The sequence below is a fragment of the Flavobacterium panici genome (assembly GCF_024499525.1).
GTDB lineage: Bacteria > Bacteroidota > Bacteroidia > Flavobacteriales > Flavobacteriaceae > Flavobacterium > Flavobacterium panici.
This window is the reverse complement of record NZ_CP100437.1, coordinates 5,948,072-5,972,859: the sequence shown is the minus strand read 5'-3', so window position 1 is coordinate 5,972,859 and position 24,788 is coordinate 5,948,072. Positions and strand designations below refer to the sequence as shown.

General features: G+C 33.0%; 25 protein-coding genes and 1 tRNA gene. 17 read left to right on the top strand and 9 right to left on the bottom strand.

The genetic code is table 11. From position 1 onward, the window contains the following. Nucleotides 1–186: 186 nt before the first annotated feature. The gene (locus NLJ00_RS25055; protein ID WP_053474055.1) at nucleotides 187–591 is read left to right on the top strand and encodes an acyl-CoA thioesterase; all 405 of its coding nucleotides are present in this window, start codon (nucleotides 187–189) and stop codon (nucleotides 589–591) included. A gap of 31 nt (nucleotides 592–622) precedes the next feature. Here the strand turns inward: NLJ00_RS25055 and NLJ00_RS25050 are convergent, their stop codons facing one another. From NLJ00_RS25050 to ribD, 3 genes are all read right to left on the bottom strand, one after another. Further along, a complete protein-coding gene (locus NLJ00_RS25050) occupies nucleotides 623–1,255 on the bottom strand; it encodes an IMPACT family protein (RefSeq protein ID WP_256635835.1) in 633 nt (210 codons plus the stop codon). A gap of 127 nt (nucleotides 1,256–1,382) precedes the next feature. Beyond that, nucleotides 1,383–1,985, bottom strand: a complete 603-nt coding sequence (locus NLJ00_RS25045; RefSeq protein ID WP_256635834.1) for an HAD family hydrolase — start codon at nucleotides 1,983–1,985, stop codon at nucleotides 1,383–1,385. Further along, complete coding sequence (gene ribD, locus NLJ00_RS25040) at nucleotides 1,978–3,027, bottom strand: bifunctional diaminohydroxyphosphoribosylaminopyrimidine deaminase/5-amino-6-(5-phosphoribosylamino)uracil reductase RibD (protein ID WP_256635833.1); 1,050 nt, start codon at nucleotides 3,025–3,027, stop codon at nucleotides 1,978–1,980. The genes NLJ00_RS25045 and ribD overlap by 8 nt, the downstream gene beginning before the upstream one ends. 126 nt (nucleotides 3,028–3,153) lie before the next feature. Between ribD and NLJ00_RS25035 the strand changes: the two genes are divergently transcribed. The 3 genes from NLJ00_RS25035 (at nucleotide 3,154) to NLJ00_RS25025 (ending at nucleotide 5,136) form a co-directional block, all read left to right on the top strand. Then, complete coding sequence (locus NLJ00_RS25035; RefSeq protein ID WP_256635832.1) at nucleotides 3,154–3,645, top strand: GNAT family N-acetyltransferase; 492 nt, start codon at nucleotides 3,154–3,156, stop codon at nucleotides 3,643–3,645. Between the two features lie 76 nt (nucleotides 3,646–3,721). Next, complete coding sequence (prmC, locus tag NLJ00_RS25030; protein ID WP_256635831.1) at nucleotides 3,722–4,588, top strand: peptide chain release factor N(5)-glutamine methyltransferase; 867 nt, start codon at nucleotides 3,722–3,724, stop codon at nucleotides 4,586–4,588. 23 nt (nucleotides 4,589–4,611) lie between these two features. Then, nucleotides 4,612–5,136 carry a hypothetical protein gene (locus tag NLJ00_RS25025; protein ID WP_256635830.1) on the top strand — a complete coding sequence of 175 codons (525 nt, stop codon included), beginning with the start codon at nucleotides 4,612–4,614 and terminating at the stop codon, nucleotides 5,134–5,136. 68 nt (nucleotides 5,137–5,204) lie between these two features. On the opposite strand, the gene NLJ00_RS25020 is transcribed toward NLJ00_RS25025, so the two are convergent. Beyond that, a complete protein-coding gene (locus tag NLJ00_RS25020) occupies nucleotides 5,205–6,449 on the bottom strand; it encodes an ABC transporter permease (protein ID WP_053474049.1) in 1,245 nt (414 codons plus the stop codon). 240 nt (nucleotides 6,450–6,689) lie between these two features. On the opposite strand from NLJ00_RS25020, the gene hisS reads away from it, so the two are divergent. The 12 genes from hisS (at nucleotide 6,690) to NLJ00_RS24960 (ending at nucleotide 17,800) form a co-directional block, all read left to right on the top strand. After that, entirely contained in the window at nucleotides 6,690–8,117 is a 1,428-nt protein-coding gene (gene hisS / locus NLJ00_RS25015) for a histidine--tRNA ligase (protein ID WP_256635829.1), read from the top strand. Between the two features lie 342 nt (nucleotides 8,118–8,459). Then, nucleotides 8,460–8,530: transfer RNA gene (locus NLJ00_RS25010), tRNA-Trp, on the top strand. A 466-nt stretch (nucleotides 8,531–8,996) separates the two neighbouring features. Next, the gene (locus NLJ00_RS25005; RefSeq protein ID WP_256635828.1) at nucleotides 8,997–9,575 is read left to right on the top strand and encodes a nucleotide exchange factor GrpE; all 579 of its coding nucleotides are present in this window, start codon (nucleotides 8,997–8,999) and stop codon (nucleotides 9,573–9,575) included. Between the two features lie 77 nt (nucleotides 9,576–9,652). Beyond that, nucleotides 9,653–10,762 carry a molecular chaperone DnaJ gene (gene dnaJ, locus NLJ00_RS25000; protein WP_053474045.1) on the top strand — a complete coding sequence of 370 codons (1,110 nt, stop codon included), beginning with the start codon at nucleotides 9,653–9,655 and terminating at the stop codon, nucleotides 10,760–10,762. A gap of 163 nt (nucleotides 10,763–10,925) precedes the next feature. Further along, nucleotides 10,926–11,855, top strand: a complete 930-nt coding sequence (locus NLJ00_RS24995; RefSeq protein ID WP_256635827.1) for an ABC transporter ATP-binding protein — start codon at nucleotides 10,926–10,928, stop codon at nucleotides 11,853–11,855. 76 nt (nucleotides 11,856–11,931) lie between these two features. Next, the gene (locus tag NLJ00_RS24990) at nucleotides 11,932–13,248 is read left to right on the top strand and encodes an ABC transporter permease (RefSeq protein ID WP_256635826.1); all 1,317 of its coding nucleotides are present in this window, start codon (nucleotides 11,932–11,934) and stop codon (nucleotides 13,246–13,248) included. Between the two features lie 82 nt (nucleotides 13,249–13,330). Continuing rightward, nucleotides 13,331–14,494, top strand: a complete 1,164-nt coding sequence (locus NLJ00_RS24985; RefSeq protein ID WP_053474042.1) for a sigma-54-dependent transcriptional regulator — start codon at nucleotides 13,331–13,333, stop codon at nucleotides 14,492–14,494. A gap of 44 nt (nucleotides 14,495–14,538) precedes the next feature. Further along, complete coding sequence (locus NLJ00_RS24980; RefSeq protein ID WP_256635825.1) at nucleotides 14,539–15,201, top strand: DEAD/DEAH box helicase; 663 nt, start codon at nucleotides 14,539–14,541, stop codon at nucleotides 15,199–15,201. A gap of 93 nt (nucleotides 15,202–15,294) precedes the next feature. Continuing rightward, the gene (locus NLJ00_RS24975) at nucleotides 15,295–16,110 is read left to right on the top strand and encodes an alpha/beta hydrolase (protein ID WP_256635824.1); all 816 of its coding nucleotides are present in this window, start codon (nucleotides 15,295–15,297) and stop codon (nucleotides 16,108–16,110) included. A gap of 26 nt (nucleotides 16,111–16,136) precedes the next feature. After that, the gene (locus NLJ00_RS24970) at nucleotides 16,137–16,355 is read left to right on the top strand and encodes a putative signal transducing protein (protein WP_053474039.1); all 219 of its coding nucleotides are present in this window, start codon (nucleotides 16,137–16,139) and stop codon (nucleotides 16,353–16,355) included. A gap of 107 nt (nucleotides 16,356–16,462) precedes the next feature. Beyond that, entirely contained in the window at nucleotides 16,463–17,266 is an 804-nt protein-coding gene (locus NLJ00_RS24965; protein ID WP_053474038.1) for a Cof-type HAD-IIB family hydrolase, read from the top strand. Between the two features lie 6 nt (nucleotides 17,267–17,272). Continuing rightward, nucleotides 17,273–17,800 carry a GNAT family N-acetyltransferase gene (locus NLJ00_RS24960; protein ID WP_180859760.1) on the top strand — a complete coding sequence of 176 codons (528 nt, stop codon included), beginning with the start codon at nucleotides 17,273–17,275 and terminating at the stop codon, nucleotides 17,798–17,800. 84 nt (nucleotides 17,801–17,884) lie between these two features. Here NLJ00_RS24960 and NLJ00_RS24955 read toward each other — a convergent pair whose 3' ends face one another. Continuing rightward, nucleotides 17,885–18,409: a hypothetical protein gene (locus NLJ00_RS24955; RefSeq protein WP_053474077.1), complete on the bottom strand. Its 525-nt coding sequence runs from the start codon at nucleotides 18,407–18,409 to the stop codon at nucleotides 17,885–17,887. A 499-nt stretch (nucleotides 18,410–18,908) separates the two neighbouring features. Between NLJ00_RS24955 and mtaB the strand changes: the two genes are divergently transcribed. Continuing rightward, the gene (mtaB, locus tag NLJ00_RS24950; protein ID WP_180859761.1) at nucleotides 18,909–20,243 is read left to right on the top strand and encodes a tRNA (N(6)-L-threonylcarbamoyladenosine(37)-C(2))-methylthiotransferase MtaB; all 1,335 of its coding nucleotides are present in this window, start codon (nucleotides 18,909–18,911) and stop codon (nucleotides 20,241–20,243) included. A 220-nt stretch (nucleotides 20,244–20,463) separates the two neighbouring features. On the opposite strand, the gene NLJ00_RS24945 is transcribed toward mtaB, so the two are convergent. From NLJ00_RS24945 to NLJ00_RS24930, 4 genes are all read right to left on the bottom strand, one after another. Beyond that, on the bottom strand, nucleotides 20,464–20,976 hold the full coding sequence (locus tag NLJ00_RS24945) for a hypothetical protein (protein ID WP_317044747.1): 513 nt from the start codon (nucleotides 20,974–20,976) through the stop codon (nucleotides 20,464–20,466). A gap of 92 nt (nucleotides 20,977–21,068) precedes the next feature. Further along, entirely contained in the window at nucleotides 21,069–21,785 is a 717-nt protein-coding gene (locus NLJ00_RS24940) for a 3-ketoacyl-ACP reductase (protein ID WP_180856386.1), read from the bottom strand. Between the two features lie 112 nt (nucleotides 21,786–21,897). Then, entirely contained in the window at nucleotides 21,898–22,485 is a 588-nt protein-coding gene (locus NLJ00_RS24935; protein ID WP_256635823.1) for an LURP-one-related/scramblase family protein, read from the bottom strand. Nucleotides 22,486–22,538: 53 nt separating this feature from the next. Beyond that, nucleotides 22,539–24,710 carry a YfbK domain-containing protein gene (locus tag NLJ00_RS24930; RefSeq protein WP_256635822.1) on the bottom strand — a complete coding sequence of 724 codons (2,172 nt, stop codon included), beginning with the start codon at nucleotides 24,708–24,710 and terminating at the stop codon, nucleotides 22,539–22,541. Between the last annotated feature and the right edge of the window lie 78 nt (nucleotides 24,711–24,788).

Here is a 24,788-nt window from a genome sequence, read left to right as displayed (position 1 = left end):
AGATTCAAATAAATTTTTTTATTATTGATAAAGATTCTCCTGTAAAATAGGAGCAAAATTTTTCCGTTTTTCAGGATAACAAATATGTGAACAAATTTCTGTAAAAAAAAATATTTTGGTATCTAATTTTATAAAAAAATGTTGTAAGAGAACTTCAGTAAGTTTAAATTTTTTAATGTATAAATAATGAAAAATCATCAAACGCAAGTGCGTGTTCGTTACTCCGAAACTGACCAAATGGGGGTTGTTTATCACGGAAATTATGTGCCTTATTTTGAAATTGGACGCGTTGAATGGCTTAGAAATAAAGGGATTTCGTATGCAAGTATGGAAGAAAGCGGAATTGGGCTTCCAATTGTTTCGATGCAGATCAACTATAAAAAATCAGCACGTTATGATGAGCTTTTAACAATTCATACAACGTTCAAAAGTCAGTCATCTGTTAAGATCGAATTCGACTGCGAAATCTATAATGAAGCAAATGAGTTATTAACAACCGCAGTGTTTATTTTAGTATTTATTTCGTTAAAAACAGGTCGTCCAACTGCCCCTCCGGATTATATTTTGGAATTGTTTAAAACGCTAACGTAATTGTTAAAACGAACTACGTTTTTATACTAAATTACACAATTTTAATATCGATTTCAAACATTAAATCAAAAATGTCGAATATAGATTCGGCATTTTTTTTTCGTGTTTTAGTAATTATCTTACCAATTGGCAGTCCGGAATCTTCATCCATTTCCATTTCCTGAGAAATTATGTCCAGCTTTTTTTCCTTTATAACACGCATTACCTTGTTCATGTTTTTATAATCAAAAGAAATTAAAAACTGAACATCAATTGTTTTTTCAACAATTTCGCAAACTTCTAATGTCATTTGTGCCGTTATTCGATAAGCTGCGATTAAACCGCCAACTCCTAATTTTGTACCGCCAAAAATACGAACCACAACTATAAGGATATTGGTTACTCCAAAAGATTGTATTTGTCCATATATAGGTGCGCCGGCTGTATTACTTGGTTCGCCATCATCGTTTGCACGATACGAAATTTTTGGAGCCGTCCCCAATTGATAAGCGTAACAATAATGTACAGCATGCGGATGGAGTTTTCTTAAGTCCTCAATAATAGGTTTGACTTCATCCTCATTTTCTATAGGAAATGCATAACCAAAGAATTTACTCCCTTTTTCCTTAAAAAGAATTTCTTCAGATGCACTGGCAATGGTTTGATACGTATCGTTATATTCCAAATTTAATATTCTAAATGGTTTTTTTAGCCACAGATTAAAAGGATTCACACAGATTTTACCTCAAACAAAGAAATCCTTTTAATCTTTTTAATCTGTGGCAAAATATTTTATAGGACTCCTAAAAATATTATAGTATGTTTTTATCAAACAAATCAACAACATCTTCCTTGCCAACTTGTAAATTCCAAACATGAAGACCTAAAGCAGCGGCAGCATCCGTATTTTCTTTTTTATCATCAACAAATAACGTTTGCTCAGGAATTAAATTATGTTCATCAATTAAATGTTGAAACGACTCCGCATTTGGTTTTCGTTTTCTGATTTCAAAAGAAAAATGAACTTTCTCAAAACAATTATAAAAATCAGTATAAAAAGAAATCCCAACCGTTTTTTCAAAAGTAGCAATATGAATAGCATCAGTATTACTCAACAAAAACAAACGGTATTTTTTTGAAAGCTCTTTTAAGAAATCCAATCGATAAGAAGGAAAATCAGCTAAAACGGCATTCCAGGCTTTTAGAATTTCTTCAATAGAAGCATTAGGAAGCTGTTTCTGAAATCCGCCCAAAAAATCATCATAGGAAACATCTCCGGTTTCATACAATAAATTCAAACGGTCAAGTTCAGCGTTCCATTCGGTTAAACCTAAATTTTGCAAACCTGAAATTGTTCCTTGTTTATCTAAATTGATAAAAATATCCCCAAAGTCAAAAATTATCGTATCAATCATGGTTTCTTACGTATATTAATTCGTCGTTTTGAATATAAGTTTTAATGGCATTTTTCTTTTGAAGTTCTGGTGCTTTTGTGCCTTTTTCAAAAGTATTTTTTCCAACAAAAATTCTCGCTTCGTCCCAAATATTCTGATCTATAAAAGACTGGAGGGTTTTTCTTCCGCCTTCAATAATTATAGATTGAATTTGATGCTCATATAAAACAGATAAAATATTCTCAATCAGGTTTTCATTGAAATCAATCTTCTCAAAAATTGTATTTTCAGTCGAAACATTCTCCTCCGATTTCGAAAACACAATCGTTTTTACACTATCATCAAAAACAAAACTATCTTTTGAAATTCGGTTGTTTTGATCTAAAATCACCCGAACCGGATTGTTTCCTGACCAATCACGAACATTTAATTTCGGATTATCATCAACAACCGTCTGTGTACCGGCTAAAATAGCCTGTTCTTCACTTCGCCATTTATGAACTAATTGTCTGGAATATTTGTTAGTAATCCAAACTGGTTTGCGTTTCTGATCGTCTGCTTTTTCGGGAGCTAAAAATCCGTCCTGACTTTCTGCCCACTTTAATATAATATAAGGTCTCTTTTTTTTGTGAAAAGTAAAAAAGCGTTTATTGAGTTCGTTACATTCGTCTTCTAAAATCCCTACGGTTACATTTGCTCCCGCTTCAACAAGTTTCTTGATTCCTCTTCCTGCCACTTTTTCGTTGGGATCAACTGTTCCAACAACCACATTCGGGATTTCGTTTGCAATAATTAAATCACAACAAGGCGGCGTTTTCCCAAAATGAGAGCAAGGTTCTAAACTAACATAAATTGTTGCTTTTTTTAATAGCGATTTATCTTTTACAGAGCGAACCGCATTTACTTCGGCGTGTGGTTCGCCGGCTTTTTTGTGCCAGCCTTCGCCAATAATTTTATCTTCATAAACAATTACACTGCCTACCATGGGGTTTGGATACGTTGTTCCAAAACCATTTTTAGCAAGTTCAATGCATCGTTTGATATATTTCTCATGTATATTCACCCTGCAAAAGTAATTATTTTTGAGTTTTGAGTCTAATATTGCAATTATTGTTGTGAAACAAAACAAAATGTTATGAAACTATCGGAAAAGTATTTTTATTTTTGTAGATACAAGTGAAAAAATAAAATGAGAAATTGGGTTATCAGAAAAATTAAAAAAGAAGACAATCAGGCAGTTGCAAAATTAATACGATCTGTTTTTGATGAAATGGAGATTCCAAAAGTGGGAACTGCTTATGAAGATCCATATTTAGATTTAATGTTTGAAGAATACAATAAACCACAGTCAATCTATTTTGTAGTTGAAAGTGAAGGCGAAATTTTAGGCTGTGCCGGAATTGCTCCGTTAGAAAATGAAGATCCTAAAATTTGTGAATTGCAAAAAATGTATTTTTTACCAGAAGTCCGCGGATTAGGTATTGGAAGTAAAATGATGGATGAATGTTTAAATGAAGCAAAGAATTTTGGTTTTGAAAAATGTTACATAGAAACAATGCCGTTTATGCACGCGGCACAAAAATTATATAAAAAATCAGGTTTTGAATATTTAGATGCGCCAATGGGTTGTACCGGGCACAATTCTTGCCCTGTCTGGATGTTGAAAGATTTGCAGAACTAATTAATAAATTGATTTTGTAAAATACTTATATGAAGAATAATTAGCTTTGGCTGAAAAATAATACGCAATAAACGCAATGAAAATCAAACAATATCGTACTCAGTTTATTAAAGAGTTATCTCCTTTGTACGATGCGTACGAAGCAGAAAGTTTTTTCTATTTAATTCTAGAAGATAAACATAAACTGCGTCAAATAGATTTAGCTTTAAATCACGAATTATTTTTTTCTGAGTCTGATTTTGCTGTTTGGGATTTATTATTAGCACAGCTGAAAAGAGAAGTTCCAATTCAGTATTTATTAGGTAAAACCAGCTTTTATGGTTTAGAATTTGAAGTAAACGAAAATGTTTTGATTCCGAGACCGGAAACCGAAGAATTGGTCGAATGGATTATCAACGAAAATAAACCATTCGATAAAACTAAAAAACTGAAAATTCTTGATATAGGAACCGGAAGCGGATGCATTGCTATTTCACTGGCTAAAAATCTGCCAAATGCAGATGTATATGCTATTGATGTTTCAAAAAAAGCAATAGAAACGGCAAAACGAAATGCAAACAGAAATAAAGTAGATGTGACTTTTATGTTTCAGGATATTTTAGAAACACAAGAATTGAAATGTCAGTTTGACGTAATTGTTTCAAATCCGCCTTATGTGCGAAATCTTGAAAAAGAAGAAATAAAGAAAAATGTTCTCGATTACGAACCACATCTGGCATTATTTGTAGATGATAATGATGCGTTGGTTTTTTATAGAAAAATAGCTTCTCTGGCTCATAACAATCTTTTAGAAAACGGACAATTATACTTTGAAATCAATCAGTATTTAGGAAAAGAAATGATCGATTTATTAGGTAAAATGGATTTTATAAACATCGATCTTCGTAAAGATATTTATGATAATGACCGCATGATTTCCTGCAAGGTTTCCAAAACCTTGTAGGTATTTTATTCAATAGAAAAAAAATGAAATTACAAATTAGGAATTTTAATGCACATCAAATATCTGAAAGATTTGATATCGAAATTCCTTCTGATGATTCTTCAGATTTAAAGATTGCCTATGTTGATTTTGAGTTTGAAGAAAAACCAGAGTATAACATTACTGCAAAATTTTTTCTCAATGAAAATAATGATGAATTAATTGAATTGAATTTTTTTCATTTCAAAAATATTGACCTAATTTTCTTCAGATTTATTTATCAATGGGGAATAATTGATTTGGAAAACAAAAGGTTGAAAAGAAATGTAATTGATTACTCCTTAGATTTTCCTTTTTTTTATTTACACGAAAATTGTATTTTAATTGTAGATGATCTATTTGCTGAAACTACAACATTTGATGGTGAGACAGTAGATAGAATTCTAAATGAGCAGCCTCATGAAATAATTGAGTTCGAGGATTATTTTGAATTTGATATAATAGGAGTTGAGAAAAGAAAACTTATGAAAACTATTTCAGATTCCTGCAAGGTTTCCAAAACCTTGTAGGTTTAAATTATATAGACGATGAAAATAATACCTACAAGGTTTTGGAAACCTTGCAGGAAACGTGAAGATTATTCGTAACGCAAAGCCTCAATTGGATCTAATTTCGAAGCTTTAATTGCAGGATATAAACCGGAAACAATAGCAACAATAAAACTGGTTGCAAAAGCAGCAAATATCGCTTTCCATGGAATTACAAAAGCAAAATCCATTATTCCGGCAAATGCACCGCCAACAACAATTCCTAATATAATCCCAATCAAACCTCCGATTTGACCAATCAATAAAGTTTCAATAAAAAACTGAACTGAAATTGTAACCTTTGTTGCGCCCAATGCTTTACGAACGCCAATTTCTCGCGTGCGTTCAGTAACCGAAACAATCATAATATTCATTAAAGCAATTGACGAACCTAGAATAGTGATAACAGAAATAATCCAGGCAGCCCAGCCTAAATATTGTGTAATTCCTAAAATTCTGTTGATCAAGTCATCGCTTCGGCCAATACCAAAATTATTATCACGAACCGGGCTAAGTTTTCGAACTCTTCGCATTGTACTAGTTGCATTATCAACAGCTTGGTCTAAAAGTTCTTTTTTAGAAACCATAATACTTATCGTGTAATTAATGTTTGGAGCCGTAAATAAAGAACGCGCCACCTGAATAGGAATTAAAACACGTAAATCCTGACTGTTTCCAAATGTTGAGCCTTTTTCTTTCAAAACGCCAATGACTTTAAAACGGGCACCGCGAATTGAAATTATTTTATCAATTGGGTTCACATCTTTCAATAAACCTTTTTCAAAATCAGAACCCACAACGCAGGAATACGTATTGTTGTCAATATCAAACTGATTAAAAGAGCGTCCTAAAGTAGTTTCTAAACCGGAGTTTGAAATAAAATGTTCATCAACGCCTACAACTGTAATTTCAGGATCTGTTTTGGTGTCTAAATATTTTACTTCTGCTTTTGAAGTTGCTGTAAATGAAAGAGAAGTTTCGGTAAAAGGATATTTGTATTTGTTTTTAAAAGCAACCGCTTCAGGATAAGAAATAATTGGATTTATGATTTCACGTTCGTTTCCGCCGCGGTTACGAACTGTATTTTCATATTGATTGATGTTAAAAGTATTCGCTCCCATCGAAGCAAAATTGGTCGAAACCGTGTTTTCAAGTGCCGTTACAACAGTTAAAATTCCAACCAAAGCGGTAATTCCGATAGCAATAATTAAAACGGTAAGAATGGTTCGCAGTAATTGAGTTTTGATAGAACCAAAAGCAATTCGGATATTTTCTTTAAATAATTTTAGCATCATGACCAATTTGTCACGAAAATACGGTTTTTGTTACAAGTTTGTTTTCGAACCGCTATTATTTATTTTAAAAAGTAAGATATTTGCAGTCGATTTTAAATTAAATCGAAAGTTGGAAAGCCATAAAGTCGAAAGTGTAAAACCAACAATCAAAAAATCTAAAAATAAAATAATTTTAAAGGTTTAGGTTTTAGATCTCAAAGAAATCTAAAATCTAAAATCAACAATCTAAAATAAAAAAAGATGGCTTCAAAACCAAGCATTCCACAAGGGACAAGAGATTTTTCGCCTGCCGAGGTGTCAAAACGTCAATATATTATTCAAACGATAAAAACTAATTTTGAAAAATTTGGTTTTCAGCCGATAGAAACTCCCTCGTTTGAAAACTCAGATACTTTGATGGGGAAATATGGAGAAGAAGGAGATCGTTTGATTTTTAAAATCCTGAATTCAGGAAACTTTTTCTTCAATAAAAATAAAATTGAATTACCGGAATCTATAGAATCACTGCAAGTTAATTCTGCCGAAACTATTGATTTAAGCCAAAGAATTGAACTGAATAAATTTACAGGAAGAATTTCAGAAAAAGCATTGCGTTACGACTTAACAGTTCCGTTTGCAAGATACGTTGTACAACACCAAAACGAAATTGAATTTCCTTTTAAAAGATACCAGATTCAACCAGTTTGGAGAGCTGACAGACCACAAAGAGGACGCTACAGAGAATTCTATCAATGTGATGCCGATGTTGTGGGGTCAACTTCACTTTGGCAGGAAGTAGAATTGGTTCAGTTGTATGATACCGTATTTACTTCTTTAGGTTTAGAAGGGGTAACGATTAAAATCAATAACAGAAAAATATTGTCTGGAATCGCTGAAGTTATTGGTGCTTCAGATAAATTGATCGATTTTACGGTTGCTCTTGATAAATTAGATAAAATTGGAGAAGACGGCGTAAAGAAAGAAATGATCGAAAAAGGTATTTCTGAAACAGCGTTGGTAAAAGTGCAGCCACTTTTTAGATTTAGCGGAACTTTCGCAGATAAAATCAAGCAGCTTTCAGAATTATTAGCTTCATCAGAAGAAGGAATGAAAGGAGTTGAAGAATTGAAATTTATTTGTGACAATGTTGCAGTTTTAGGATTGTCAAGCGCAATTTTAGATCTTGATGTAACTTTGGCACGTGGATTAAACTATTATACGGGTGCTATTTTTGAAGTTGCGGCTCCAAAAACGGTTTCAATGGGTTCTATTGGCGGCGGTGGAAGATACGACGATTTGACTGGTATTTTTGGTTTGAAAAATATGAGCGGTGTCGGAATCTCTTTTGGATTAGATCGAATTTATTTAGTTTTAGAAGAATTACAATTGTTTCCTGAAACTGTTGCAGCGACTTCAAAAGCAATATTTATCAATTACGGAGATAAAGAAGCTTTGTACGCTTCAAAAGCTATTCAGAAATTAAGACAGGAAAATATAAAAGTAGAATTGTATCCAGATAATGTAAAAGTTGGGAAACAGTTTCAATATGCAGATAAACGATTGATTCCGTTTGCAGTAATTGCAGGCGATCAGGAAATTGCATCAAACTCTTACGCGCTTAAAAATTTAGTGACAGGCGAGCAGATTTCAGTTGATTTCGAAGGATTGAAAAATGCTTTGTTAATTTAAACTGTCTTAGGGCGGAGTTTTTTTGCCACAGATTATATAGATTAAAAGGATTTTTTTCACGCAGATTAGGCAGATTTTAGCAGATTTAATTTGATTTTTATATTAAATAAATCTCTTTTAATCTGCCTAAGTCTTTTTTAAAATCTGCGTGAAATAAAAAATTTTAGTGACAAGCGAATAGATTTCGACTAATTGAAAAAAACTTTGTTAGTTAACTATTTGGAAGGGAGGTTTTTGTCTCAGATTGTACAGATTTAAAGGATTTTCTTTTTAAATCTCTGTGTGAAATAGTTGCTGGTAAAGAAAAAAAACTTTTAATTTGCCGACCTTAAGTTACAAGTTACGGGCGTAGTTCAAGGGTAGAATAGCGGTCTCCAAAACCGTTGATGGGGGTTCGAATCCCTCCGCCCGTGCAATATTTTTTACCGCAAAGAGCACAAAGCTTTTCACAAAGAATACTTAAAAACATAAAGTTCGCAAAGCTAAATCAATACAAAGCTTTGCGAACTTTTGCCTTTTTTAAAAAGCTTAAGAGTAAAAAAAACTTAGCGTTCTTTGCGCTGTTTTTTCAAGATAAAAAAGCATAAAAAAAAAGCTTCGTCTCTGTAAGGCGAAGCTTTTTTTAATATAAGGTAAACTTGAATTAATAATTATTTAGAGGCCGAAGCCAACCCTTAAATTCAATTTTGATAGGTAATAAATTTTTGTTCCCAATTTGGATACCAAAGATACGACAAACTAAATCGTAATAGTCTTAAAATTATAATAAATTTTTATTGTCTATTTTCGCTTTTTAAAACACTCATATTTAATAAAGTGACAATTTGACATTTTAGAAGATTTGGCAGTACTTTTGCAATCCAACAGAAAGAAATAAAAATGAAGTTTAAGAATATTTTTAAAAATAAAAGTAATATGACTACTGAAAATACAGAATTCGATCAGGAATTAGACGATTTAACGTTAGAGAACAATGCCAACGGGGAGCAGTTAATTGTTGAAGAATTAAGTGTTGAAGAGCAATTAGCTCAAGACTTGGCAAAGGAAAAAGATAAGTTTTTGAGATTATTTGCCGAATTTGAAAATTACAAAAAAAGAACTTCAAAAGAGCGTATCGATTTGTTTAAAACAGCAAATCAAGAAGTTTTGTTAGCAATGCTTCCTGTTTTAGATGATTTTGACAGAGCAATGGTAGAAATCAACAAATCTGAGGATGAAAATTTAACTAAAGGTGTTGAATTGATTCATGAAAAACTAAAAAGCACTTTAGTAACTAAAGGTTTAGAACAAGTTGACGTAAAAGCAGGAGATGCCTTTAATGCTGATTTTGCTGAGGCAATTACCCAAATTCCGGCACCGTCTGAAAAATTAAAAGGGAAAATTGTTGATGTTATTGAAAAAGGATACAAATTAGGAGACAAAATTATTCGTTTCCCTAAAGTAGTAATCGGAAACTAAAAAATGCAAGTAAAATTCTAAAGCCCAATTTTTAATATTGGAATTTGGAATTTGTGATTTGGAATTTAAACCTAACTATGAAAAAAGATTTTTACGAAATACTAGGCATTTCAAAAAATGCTGACGCTGCCGAAATAAAAAAAGCATATAGAAAAAGTGCGCTTAAATACCACCCTGATAAAAATCCAGGCGACAAAGAGGCAGAAGAAAACTTTAAATTAGCTGCTGAAGCTTATGAAGTTTTAAGCGATCCACAGAAAAAAGCTAAATATGATCAGTACGGACATCAGGCATTTGATGGTTCTGGCGGATTTGGCGGTGGTCACGGCGGTATGAATATGGATGACATTTTCAGCCAGTTTGGTGACATTTTTGGAGGAGGATTTGGCGGTTTCGGAGGCGGTGGTGGAGGTCCTCGCCGTGCTAAAGGAAGCAATCTTCGAATTAAAGTAAAACTTACTTTAGAAGAAATTGCAAATGGTGTTGAGAAAAAAGTAAAAGTAAAACGTAAAGTTCAGGCAAAAGGAGTAACGTATAAAACTTGTACAACTTGTAACGGTCAAGGTCAGGTAATGCGTGTAACTAATACCATTTTAGGAAGAATGCAGTCAGCATCAACTTGTCCTACTTGTGGTGGTTCTGGTCAAATTTTAGATAAAAGACCTTCTGAGGCAGATGCTCAAGGAATGGTTCAGGAAGATGAAACAGTATCAATCAAAATCCCGGCAGGTGTTACTGACGGAATGCAGTTGAAAGTTTCAAACAAAGGAAACGATGCTCCGGGAAATAGTATTCCGGGAGATTTAATTGTTGCCATTGAAGAAGTAGAACACGAATTCTTAAAACGTGAAGGTGAAAATATTCATTTTGATTTATACATCAGTTTCCCGGAAGCAGTTTTAGGAGTTTCAAAAGATATTGAAGCTATCAACGGAAAAGTTCGTATTAAACTGGAAGAAGGAATTCAATCTGGAAAAATCTTAAGATTAAAAGGAAAAGGAATTCCAAGTTTAAACGGTTACGGAAGCGGAGATTTATTGGTTCACGTAAATGTTTGGACACCAAAAACATTAAACAAAGAACAAAAACAATTCTTTGAAAATGCTTTAAACGACGAGCATTTTGCGCCAAGTCCAGAGAAATCAGAAAAATCATTTTTTGAAAAAGTAAAAGATATGTTCTCATAATCTAAACTTTTCTAAAATGTTTAAATAAATTCAAAACCCATTCTAAACATAAATAGAATGGGTTTTTTGCGTATTATTATGCAGATTCGCTAGTAATTATTTACTTTTACAGACTGTTGGTAAAAATAACAAAAGCCAGCGCAAGAAAATCCAAAAAAACAAAATGAGCAACTTACTCGAAGTACATAAAGTCGTAAAACAATATGGCGATTATGTAGCGCTTAACGAAGTTTCATTAAATGTGCCAAAAGGCAGTATATATGGACTTTTAGGTCCTAATGGAGCTGGAAAAACTTCCCTAATCAGAATCATCAATCAAATTACAATGCCAGACAGCGGCGAAATAATTCTTGATGGAGAAAAACTGCATCCAAAACACGTGCAGACAATTGGTTATCTTCCCGAAGAAAGAGGATTATACAGCTCGATGAAAGTGGGAGAACAATGTTTGTATCTCGCACAAATGAAAGGACTTTCTAAAGCCGAAGCCAAAAAACAATTGGATTATTGGTTTGACCGTTTAGGGATTCAGGGGTGGTGGAATAAAAAAATTCAAGAACTTTCTAAAGGAATGGCGCAGAAAATTCAGTTTGTAGTTTGTATATTACATAAACCAAAATTGTTAATTTTTGATGAACCTTTCTCAGGTTTTGATCCCGTAAATGCCAATGTTATAAAAGATGAAATTTTGGCATTAAAAGAGCAGGGAGCAACTATTATTTTCTCGACACACAGAATGGAAAGTGTTGAAGAACTGTGCGATCATATTGCTTTAATTCATAAATCAAATAAACTGATTGAAGGAAAAGTGGGCGATGTAAAACGTCAGTTTAAAACCAACAGTTTTGAAGTGGGAATCCTGACAAACAATGTTGAAGGTTTGATGTACGATATTACACAAAAGTTTACCGTTTCGCCTGCGAATTTTAAATCCTTAAACGATGATTTAAAATTAAATATTCAAATAGGTAATGCAACGCCAAATGAATTATTACATATCCTGACACAACGCGGACAAGTAACACATTTCGTAGAAAAAATTCCAAGCGTACACGATATTTTTATTCAAACAGTTACAGAGAATAAAGTTTAGATTTTAGATTTTAGAGTGAAAAACTAAAATCTAAATCGGCAATCTAAAATCAACAATCTAAAATCTAAAATTATAAATGAGCATCATTTCGTTGATTATAAAAAGAGAATTTATTGCCAAAGTCCGCAATAAATCTTTTGTTGTCATGACTTTTTTGAGTCCGCTTTTGTTTGTTGCGATAGCCGTTTTTATAGGTTATTTGAGCACAATGAAAGCCGAAACAAAACGTATTGCAATTCATGACGAAACCGGACTTTTTGCTTCCGATTTTTTAAAAGAAAATAAAAAAGGTGCCGAATTCAAATATCTGAATTTATCTGAAATTGATGTAAAAGCTTTAAAAGACAGCATTACAAAAGAAAATTTCAGCGGATTAATTGTTATTCCAAAAACAAATAAAACAAAAGATTTAGAAACTAAAATTGAATTTATTTCAAACAATAGTCCGAGTATTTCTTTTATAGAAAGCACACAGAAAATCATCGGAACAAAAATTACCAAACTAAATCTCGAAAGCGCCAAACTAGATACACTGGCCATTCAAAAAGCACAATCAGAAGTTAATATTCATTTGGTTAAAGCTTCAGGAGAAGAAAGTTTAAAAGGATTAAATGAAATAAAAATAGCAATAGGCGGCGCATTCGGTTATTTGATTATGATGTTCATTATCATTTATGGAAATATGGTAATGCGAAGTGTAATCGAAGAAAAAACAAACCGTATTATCGAAATCATTATTTCATCTGTAAAACCATTTCAGTTAATGATTGGTAAAATTGTTGGAACTTCTCTTGCAGGAATTTTACAATTTATAATTTGGGCTTTTATTGGTTTAGGATTAATGTTTGCTGCATCAACATTTTTTGGTGTAAACGTTGGGCCAACAGCCAGAATTTCGCCAGAATTAATGCAATCTGCACAGCATGAATTTTCAGGAACAGCACAAATGTATATTACTGAATTATGGAATCTGCCAATTGCAAGTATCATAATTGGTTTCGTAGTTTATTTTATTGGAGGTTATTTTCTATACAGTTCATTTTACGCAGCAATTGGAGCAGCTGTTGACAATCAAACCGATTCGCAGCAATTTTTACTGCCAATATTAATGCCATTAATTCTAAGTGTATACATTGGATTTTTTACGGTTGTAAACGATCCACACGGAACCGTTGCCGTTGTATTCTCCATGATTCCGCTTACATCGCCAATAGTTATGCTAATGCGTATTCCGTTTGGCGTGCCGTGGTGGCAAATCGCAATTTCGGTATCATTATTGTTTGCTACCTTTTTCCTTGTCGTTTGGTTCGCAGCAAAAATTTACCGCGTAGGTATTTTAATGTACGGTAAAAAACCAACGTGGAAGGAATTGTATAAATGGTTAAAGTATTAAATTCCAATTCAAAAAGAATGGGAATAAATCCCAAATTCCAATAATTGGATTTTGGAATTTTTAAAATTGAAAATTACGAAGAATGAGTAGGATACTAATTATCGAAGACGAAGCAGCGATTAGAAGAGTTTTGGTAAAAATATTATCAGAAGAAAACGATACCTATCAGGTTGATGAAGCTGAAGATGGAGCTGCTGGTCTTGAAAAAATAAAAAACAACGATTACGATTTGGTTTTGTGCGATATCAAAATGCCAAAACTAGACGGTGTTGAGGTTTTAGAAGAAGTTAAAAAGATAAAACCGGAGATTCCGATGGTTATGATTTCAGGTCATGGCGATATGGAAACCGCAATTCATACCATGCGTTTGGGCGCTTTTGATTATATCTCAAAACCACCAGATTTAAACCGTTTGTTGAATACGGTTCGTAATGCTTTAGACAAAAAACAATTAGTTGTTGAGAATAAAATCTTAAAGAAAAAAGTCAGCAAAAATTACGAAATGATTGGCGACAGCGAATCTATTAATCATATTAAAGTGATGATTGATAAAGTTGCTCAAACCGAAGCCAGAGTTTTGATTACGGGACCAAACGGAACTGGAAAAGAATTGGTAGCACATCAATTACACGAAAAAAGCGAACGTGCTAATTTTCCTTTAATTGAAGTAAACTGTGCGGCGATTCCGAGTGAATTGATAGAAAGCGAATTATTCGGACACGTAAAAGGTGCTTTTACATCGGCAGTTAAGGATCGCGCTGGAAAGTTTGAAGCAGCAGATAAAGGAACTATTTTCTTAGATGAAATTGGAGACATGAGTCTTTCGGCGCAAGCCAAAGTTTTACGTGCGCTTCAGGAAAGTATGATTACAAGAGTTGGTGCCGATAAAGACATTAAAGTTGATGTTCGTGTGGTTGCCGCAACAAACAAAGATTTAAAAACAGAAATTGCCGAAGGCCGTTTCCGTGAAGATTTATACCATCGTTTGGCTGTAATTTTAATTAAAGTTCCGCCATTAAATGAAAGACGTGACGATATTCCGGCTTTGATAAGGCATTTTGCAGAGAAAATTGCATCAGAGCAAGGAAATGTGGTTAAGGTATTTTCGGCGCAAGCTATACAATTATTACAGGAATACGATTGGACTGGAAATATTCGTGAACTTCGAAATGTTGTCGAAAGATTAATCATTTTAGGAGGAAACGAAATCTCCGAAGGCGACGTGAAAATGTTCGCAAGCAAATAATGATTTAGAATCTAAATTCTAAAATCATAAATCTAAAATTAAGCATGAAACTAAAAAAAATAAACGAGAAATTACAAGACGCTTTAATTGAAAATGGTTTAACAGAAGCAAATGTTTTGCAGCTGGAAACTTTTTCGACCATAAAAAGTGGTGCGGATTGTATTGTTATTTCTCCGGAGAAAAGCGGAAAAACAACTACAATTGTTTTAAATGTGATTCAGCAATTGGCTGGAAAAAATGAGGAATCGCCTCGTGCTTTGATTATTGTTGAAGACAAAGCAAAAGTGCTTGAAATGGAAGAGCTTTTTGAGAAATACGGAAAATATACCAATCTCGAAGTGTATGGTGTTCATGACAAAGGCGATATGGATTATGACAAAAATTACATTTCTACGGGAATTGATGTTTTAATTGGAACGCCAAATAAATTGAGCGATATGTTTTCGACAGCAGGTTACAATGTAAACCGTTTGAAAATGTTTATCCTTGATGATGCAGATCCTATTTTGAAATTGCGTCATGAAACTAAAATCATGCGCATTTCTAACAGTATTGCCAAAACACAGCGTTTAATTTTTGCTGAAACTTTGACAGAACGCATCGAAATTTTGGCAGATAAAATGTTACTTGAACCCTATTTATTTGATATGGATGAAGAAGGTGAAAACGAACTTGACGAAGAAGAAGACGATATTGAGGAGGAATAAAAAGTCGCAATTTTCAGTCTCAGTCGCAGTTTTCAGTCACAGTTACAAGCTTCGCTGAGAACTGAGACTGAGACTGAAAACTAAATAATAAATATGGAAATATTAAAAACGCTTAAATTCTTGTCAATCGTACTATTGTGCTTTTTTCTGATTATTTATGTTTTGATAATTTCGTATGTTTATTTTAATCAGGTTGAATTGGTTTTTCATAGTTCGAGATTACCAAAAGATTACAAGTTTGATTATCAGCAAAAGTTCGAAGAGATAAATATTAAATCATTTGACGGAACTATTCTTAACGGATTATTATTTAAGGCTGAAAATTCTAAAGGACTCATTTTTTATCTTCATGGAAATGCCGGAACACTTGAAACCTGGGGTAAAATTGCAAAAGTTTATACTTCATTAGGATACGATATCTTTATTTTAGATTACAGAAGTTTCGGGAAAAGCGAAGGTGAAATCGAAAATGAAGAACAATTGTCAAAAGATATTTCAATTGTGTATCAGTCAATGACTAAAAGATATCCTGAGGATAAAATCATAATTGCCGGATATTCGATAGGTTCCGGATTTGCGGCTAAATTAGCTTTGGAAAATAAACCAAAAGCTTTACTACTGCAGGCGCCGTATTATAATTTTTTAGAATTGTCAAGTAAACGAGTGCCAATGTTTCCGGACTTTATGAAAAAGTTTAGTTTAGAAACCAATGTATATCTCCCGCAGATAAAAGCTCCAATTTATATTTTTCATGGAACAGCAGACCAGTTAATTCCGTTTGAGAATTCAGTTCGCTTAAAAAAGCTTTTGAAATCAAATGCTGCTTTTTATCCATTAAAAAATCAGGAACATATAGGAGTAAATGAAAATGAAGATTTTCAAAATCAATTAAAAACAATACTAGAATAGATTAATAATTAATAAAATAAAATGTCATGGGATTAATGAAGGTGTTTTCAGGAAGTGAAGTATTAGCAATTGCTTTGCAGGAAAGATTAGAAGAAGCCGGTGTAGAAACTGTAAAAAAAGATAATATTCAATCCGCTCGTTTAGGAGGTTTTGGCGGTACAGATTTAGCCGTTGAGGTTTTCATTCAGGAAACAGATTTTGCAAAAGCAAATCCGGTTATTGAAGAGTTTAGAATGAGTATTTAAAAAAGTTTTCAGTATTCAGTCGCAGTCTCAGTTTACAGTGCAAAACTGCTTACTGAGACTGAAAACTGAGACTGAATACTGCGACTGCAAACTGAAAACTAAAAAAAATGCAATACAAAATGTTAGTTCTGGACATGGATGATACCTTGTTGACAGACGACCACAAAATTTCAGATTTAAATAAAAAAGTTTTATTAGAAGCACAGGCAAAAGGGGTTTATGTTGTTTTGGCTTCAGGAAGGCCAACATCGGCAATGACTGCTTATGCTAAAGAGCTGGAACTGGATTTGAATGATTCTTATATGATTTCTTTTAACGGCGCTATTATCAGCCAGGTAAAAGATGATCTTGTTTTATTTGAACAAAAACTTACTGTAGAACAAATCCACGCTTTATACGATTATAGTGTGAAAATGAAAACGCACATTATAACGTATTTAGATGACGAAATTATAAGTGAAACCGATTCTGAATATATCGAAATCGAAAAAGATATTACCGGAATGGCACACCGTAAAGTTTCGAGTTTTAAAGATTATGTTGACAGACCTGCTGTAAAATGTATTTTACTTGAAAATCCTGCTTATTTAAAAGAAGTCGAAAAAGATTTATTAGCAGCAATGCCGCATTTAAGCGTTTCAATGTCTAAACCTTTTTTCCTTGAAGCAGCGCAAAACGGAATTGATAAAGCAGCAAGTTTAAAGAAATTAGCAGATAAACTCGGAATTCATCAAAGTGAAATAATCGCCGTTGGAAACGCCGGAAATGACTTAACGATGATCGAATATGCCGGTTTAGGTGTTTGGGTTGATAATGTAACGCCAGAATTGCGCGATAAAGCAAATTTAATTGTATCTTCAAATAACAATGACGGCGTTGCCGAAGTAGTACAGAAATATATTTTAAATTAATTTGAGATGAAAAATCCAATCGAAACAGAACGTTTGATATTACGGGAATTAGAAATTTCTGATGCAGAAGGAATGTTCGAATTGGATTCGAATCCGAATGTGCATTTGTTTTTAGGGAATAATCCCGTAAAGCATATTGAAGAAAGTATTGATTATATCAAATTTGTTCAAAAGCAATACAAAGATTTTGGAACAGGCCGCTGGGCTGTTGTTTTAAAAGAAACCAATGAATTTATTGGCTGGTCAGGAATAAAGTATATTACGGACGAAATCAATAAGCATAAAAACTTTTACGAGTTAGGATATCGTTTTATCGAAAAACATTGGGGAAAAGGATACGCCTCAGAAGCTGGAAAAGCTTTTGTTGATTATGCTTTTAACCAAATGAAAGTAGAAAAACTTTACGCTTTTGCGGATGCGGGAAATGAAAATTCCAGAAAGATTTTAGAAAAACTAGGTTTTCATTTTGTAAATTCTTTCGAGTATCAAGGAGAAATAGAAGTTTGGTACGAACTCAAAAATCCAAACTTATAAGGAATTGTTTTAAGAAATGCGTTCCTCCAAATCTTTGAAAACTGTAAAAGTCTGCAAAGATTTGGAAAACGTAATTTCTTGGAATTATTTTTTAGCTACAGAAACAAAATATTTATTTCCGTCACCCATTGTAAGTTTTACACGCTCGTCGCAAAGATCAATTGCATAAACCGCACTTTCGTAACAGCTGCAAGTTGTATTTTTGTCTTTAGACATTTCAGTTTTACAATTGTTATTTTTGAATGTTGCTAATTGTGGAGTATATAAACTTACTAAATCTGTAGAAGCAGTAACTAAAGAGATAATACTTGCAGAATTATTATTAGTAATTCTGTAAACAATTCTATCAGTATAGTTTACTTCATTTACAGTTACTTTACGAATATAAGTGTAAGCTGTAGATTCTGTACTTGGCTCCTTTACTTCAAATTTAAATCCAACCGCACGAATTGCAATATCAAATTGTGATTGAGAGTTTAAACTCGCCCAATTTGTTAAAGTACTAATAGATGGAAATGGGTTTGCATTTGCAGCTGGGGCATTAGTTTGCGCTTGCGAACTAAAAATGGTCAAGAACATCAAGCAGATCGTGGGTAAAAATGCTTTCATAGTGGAGTTTTTAATTTTTAATTTTTGCCTACTCTTTATGGTTTTCGGCGTTCCCATTCGTTTTTTAATAACAAAACAACAACATAACGATTGAAAATCAAAATTGTTTTACATGAATTGTTATTATATTAATATTAAAGTTTAAAATCTATAAAAACTCAATATAACACTGAAATTTTCTAAGCAAAGTTAAATGTAAGAAAATTTTAATTTAAAAGACAAAAAAATGTATTTAATCGATAAAATTTGCACTTAATCGATAATTTTGTCATTTTATTCTTATTGAATCCAAAATTATCATCTCCTAAAATACAAAATTTAAGAAATAATTGATTTATTATTTGGTTTTTTAATGCGTTTTAAAATTGATGCTTTATGCAAAATATTGATATATAGTATATTATTGATTTTATTTTCAAGAATATTGTATGTAAATTTGCAAACTCTTTAATAGAGATGTAAATATAATATCTTACTACTATAAATGTAGTGCATTCCTATGGAAAATAGAAAAAAAGTTGCTTTTTATACGCTTGGCTGCAAATTGAATTTCTCAGAAACCTCTACGATTGCCCGAAACTTTAATGACGAAGGTTTTGATCGTGTCGATTTTGAAGAAATTGCAGATATATATGTTATCAATACCTGTTCTGTAACAGAAAATGCAGATAAGCAGTTTAAGCAGGTTGTAAAAAAGGCAATGAAACTTAATGATAAAGCTTTTGTTGCAGCAGTTGGATGTTACGCACAATTAAAACCAGAAGAATTAGCAGCCGTTGACGGTGTTGATTTAGTTCTTGGAGCTACCGAGAAATTTAAAATCACAGACTATATTCACGATTTGAGCAAAAACGATATGGGTGAGGTTCATTCCTGCGAAATTGCCGAAGCTGATTTTTATGTGGGAAGTTACTCTATTGGCGACCGTACCCGTGCATTTTTGAAAGTTCAGGACGGCTGCGATTATAAATGTACGTATTGCACCATTCCGTTAGCGCGTGGAATTTCAAGAAGTGACGCTTTAGAAAATGTCTTAAAAAATGCCAAAGAAATTTCGGCTCAGAATATCAGAGAAATTGTTTTAACCGGAGTTAATATTGGAGATTACGGAAAAGGCGAATTCGGGAATAAAAAACACGAGCATACTTTTCTTGATTTAGTGAAAGCTTTAGATGAAGTTGAAGGAATTGAACGTCTTCGTATTTCATCTATCGAACCAAATTTATTGAAAAACGAAACTATAGATTTCGTTTCAAAAAGCCGAACTTTTGTACCGCATTTCCATATTCCGTTACAATCAGGAAGCAACGATATTTTAAAACTAATGAAACGTCGTTATTTACGTGAAGTTTATACGGACCGTGTAAATAAAATTCGTGAAGTTATGCCGCACGCTTGTATTGGTGTCGATGTAATTGTTGGTTTCCCTGGAGAAACAGACGAACATTTCTTAGAAACGTATCATTTCTTAAACGAAATGGATATTTCTTATCTGCACGTTTTCACGTATTCTGAAAGAGATAATACAGAAGCTGCAGATATGCCGGGAGTTGTTCCTGCGAATGTAAGAGCAAAACGAAGCAAAATGTTACGCGGATTATCGGTTAAAAAACGTCGTGCTTTCTACGAAAGCCAAATAGGAACAAACAGAACAGTTTTATTCGAAAGTGAAAATAAAGAAGGTTACATTCACGGTTTTACAGAAAACTACGTAAAAGTAAAAACGCCATGGAACCCGGAACTGATTAATACTTTGCACGAAATCAATTTAACTAAAATTGATGAAGACGGAAGTGTTCGTTTGGAGTTTGTAAATAAATTGGCGGAAGCTTAAAAATACATGTGATTTAACTTTGTCAAAGTTTAAAACTTTGACAAAGTTATCGCGACATCCATATATCCAAAGTATTGTCATTTCGACCGAAGGGAGAAATCGCACTAGTTTGTCGACAAAGATTGGAGATTTTCTTTGCGGAATTACTAGTGCGATTTCTCCCTTCGGTCGAAATGACAAATAAAAAAGCCTCATAAAAAGAGGCTTTTTTATTTTATAACTACTTCTGATTCTCAGGAATCACCAATTTCAAAGAATTAATATAATCCGTATCAAATTCAATTACCCTGATTTTTTCAGGATTAAAAGCTAATTCACCGCCAAATTTACCTTTTGTTTCAAGGAAATCAATTAATAGTTCATCTGGTGTAAGCGAAATCAGTTTACCCAAATAGACCGCTTTTGAAGATTTTTTAGCAATCTGAAAAATAGTATATTTTCTATCAAGAAAATTTACAATAGCATTCAAATCCTGAATTGGAATAATATCTTCGGTATTAATATTTATTCCTTTTAGACGAATAACTTTTTCGGTAAAAACGAGGTCTTCATCCCGGTGAATTGCTTCGATATTTTTATTCTTTAAAATAACAAAGCCATCCAAAATATAATCAACCGGATTGTTTCGAAGTAAAATCCAGTCATCAGAATAATCAATAAGAAATCCGGTAAAAATTTCTTTTTTATCCTGAAATTCTATCGCAATTAATTGTCTTAAATATTGTTCCATCATTTTAGTTTTGAAAAACTCCAATTTTTTTAAATTCCAAATTCCAATTACACTAAGAGTTGGAATTTGGAATTTAAAATTTGGAGTTTATTTTTTTAAGGATTAGTAGACCAAATACTGCTGTTTTTAATAAAAACCCTGCGGTTTAGTTTAAGCTGTGCAATAATCAATTCAGCAACATCTTCAGACTGCATTACTTTTTCAGGATTTCCATCCGTTAATTTTAAATCAATTGCTAAATCTGTTGCAACTGTGCTTGGCGTTAAGGCAGTAACACGGATATTGTGTTTTCTCATTTCCTGCATTAGAGAATCGGTTAAACCCATAACAGCAAATTTTGAGGCACTGTAAGCACTTGTAACAGCATTTCCGTTTAATCCTGCGGTTGACGAAATATTGATGATATCTCCCGTTTGTCTTTCGATCATTTGCGGAATAACAGCGCGGGTTGTATAATACGTTCCCATTAAATTTACCTGAATAATTCTTTCCCAGTCTGCAGGTTCTAATTCCAGAAATTTTCCAAAAGCACCAATTCCGGCATTATTAATCAGGATATCAATAGTTTTAAATTCGGCTAAAGCTTTTTCAACGGCAGCATTTACAGAATTGATATCAGAAACATCTGCAGATAATGCTAAAGATTTTACACCAAACTGATTTACTTCTGCCGCTAATTGATCCACATCGGCTTGCGTTCTGGCAAGAAGAATTACGTTTACACCTTCTTTTGCCAATGCAATGGCGATTGCTTTACCAATTCCTTTACCAGCGCCTGTAATAAGCGCATTTTTATTTTTTAAGTCTGTCATGATTTATGTTTAGAAATGCAAAAAGCATCATTTTAAGTCTAACAAAAATAAAACTTTTGCCAACTAAAATGATGCTTTTAGGTGTTTTCTTAATCTAAGTTTAACAACTTTGTTATTCTTTCAAAACCATGTCGATACACATAACGGCAGCAAGAATTAATTGTCTAATCGGACTATCAGATGGTACAGTTTCTTCAATTTGAAGTACATAATTATCTGCACTTGTAAAAAACTCTTTTCCTAATCCGGCCCATTTTTTGCTTACTTGTGCAAGTTGTTTATTTTCGTGAGAAAATTTAAAATCCCATCCTGTCCATTTCCCTTGTAATGTTGCAGCAGGTTTGTCATTTTTATCTAAGATTTCAAATCTTCCTCCAAATGAGAAAAATTTCTGTTTGAAGGTTCCAATTAACCTGTCTTTTTCGTCAAAAACTTCAACTGTCGAACGAAAGATTGCAATTCCTCTTTTTACCGAAATTAATTTTTCGCCCGAAGCAGTTGTGATTTCAACATTAAAAGGCGTTGCTCTTTTATAATCTGTAAAACGAAATACTTTAGTAAAGAAACCAAGATTATTTTCTCGGCAGTTCATAATTATTTGATTCGTTTCCGGGTCGTAAATGTCGTAGTTGTTAGCAGCTTTAAACATTCCGATATGTTCTTTAACTAAAAATAGATTTTGGCTTAAAATAGGATTCATACGTTTTTTAAAATTAATGATTCGATTAAAAACCAAATGTAAAGAAATATTTATTAATTATATTCTTCAGAAGTTTCAATAAGACGAATAAATTCAGCTTTGTAACCTCCTTTATCAAATGACATTCCTTGTTGTGCCAATTCCGCAATAGCTTCAGATGATTTATCAGAAATTAATTTTGAATCTCTTAGTTTTAATCCAAACCAAGCTACGGCTGTACTAAATTTAAAATCATCACTAGCTCTGTCTAAACTAACCGATTTGTTGTTGATTACCTGAACCATTTCAATACTTTTATCGCCGTCGGGTTTTTTGTAACGAAATTTTATTGTCGCCAGTTCACCGCTGTAATTGTTTGAACTTGTTTCGGTTTGAGTGTATTTTAAATCATCTGGCTGAACATTTAAATAATCGCTTTTTACACCAGCCGGAATAATTTCATATAAAGCCGTAACGGTATGGTTACTTCCTAATTCTCCTGCATCAATTGCGTCATTTTTAAAATCTTCCGGACGAAGTTTTCTGTTTTCATAACCAATCAATCGATATGCCTGAACTTGTTTTGGGTTAAACTCAATCTGGATTTTTACATCTTTTGCAATCGCAAACATCGAACCTTTAAATTCTTTTCCAAGAAAACGATTTGCTTCCTGAATATTATCGATATAGGCATAATTTCCGTTTCCTTTATCAGCAAGGATTTCCATTTTGCTGTCTTTGTAATTTCCCATTCCGTAACCCAGACACGTTAAGAAAACGCCTGTTTTTCTTTTTTCTTCGATTAATGTTTCCATATCAGAATTTGAAGAACTTCCCACATTAAAATCGCCATCAGTAGCCAGAATTACACGATTGTTGCCGCTTTTAATGAAATTTTCTGTTGCAATTTTATACGCCAGTTCAATTCCTGCGCCTCCGGCCGTACTTCCTCCGGCTTCTAATTTATCCAGCGCTTTAATTATTGTTTTTTTCTCGTTTCCAGAAGTTGGGGGCAAAACCATTCCGGCTGCTCCTGCATAAACCACAATGGCTACTTTGTCATTTGGGCGTAATTCGTTTACTAATATTTTTAGAGATTGTTTTAATAAAGGCAGTTTATTCATTTCGCTCATTGAACCCGAAACATCAATTAAGAAAACAAGATTTGAAGCCGGTAAATCTTCAATTGGAATGTTTTTTCCCTGTAAACCAATTTTCAGAACTTTATTTTGTGAGTTCCATGGCGAATCGCTTACTTCTGTATTGATAGAAAATGGATGTTCGTTTTTTGGCTGTGGATAATTGTATTTAAAAAAATTGACCATTTCTTCTACACGCACCGCATCTTTTGGAACTTGTTGTCCGCTATTCAAAAAACGTCTGATATTGGTATAAGAAGCATTATCAACATCAATAGAAAAAGTAGAAAGCGGAGCCGTTTTTGGACTTTCAAAAGCATTTTCTGTAAAAGCATCATAATCTTCCTGCGTTGGTTCAACAGGACGAATAGGAGTGATCTGATTTAGTTTTTTATCTAATTCTTTTTCAGAAAGATTTTTGTAAAGTTCATTTTTGGTCGAAATTACAACGACACCATTTGAAGCTTTACTGCCATAAACAGAAGTTGCCGCCACATCTTTTAAAACAGATACATTGTCAATATCATTCGGATTAATTTTTGCCATTTGATCGGCTTTTATTGCTACTCCGTCAACAATATACATTGGTTCATTTTTTGGAGAAACAGAGACTGCTCCGCGTATGGCAATACTTGGACTTGGACTAGCCGTATATCCTACATTGCTTTGGACCTGAACCCCGGCAACTTTTCCTTTAAGTGCCTGAGAAATATCTTTTTTCTCTTTTCTTTTTTCGGCACGTGCATAACTTCGACTTTCATATTCAGAATCATTTGAGCCATAACCCACAACTACAACTTCACTTAAGGTTTGAGTATCCGAAAAAAGCTGTATATTAATTGTATTTAAATTTTCAACTCTTTGTCTTTGCGTTTTATATCCAATGAAGCTAAAAATAAGCATATCTCCTTTTTTTGCCTGAATACTGTATTTTCCATCAAAACTGGTTATGTAATTTGCTTTTGAATTTTGGTTGATAATAGTAGCACCCGGAACTGGCATAGAAGTTTCATCTGTAACAATTCCTGTAATCGTTCTTTCCTGCGCCATTGACACGAAACATATAAGCATAGCAATGGCTGATGAAATAAGTTTTAGACTTTTCATGATAGTAAGTTTTAAATTAATGTTCGGATTTTTTTCTTAGTCAAAGTTTAAAACTTTGACTAAGATTTTGTGAGTTTT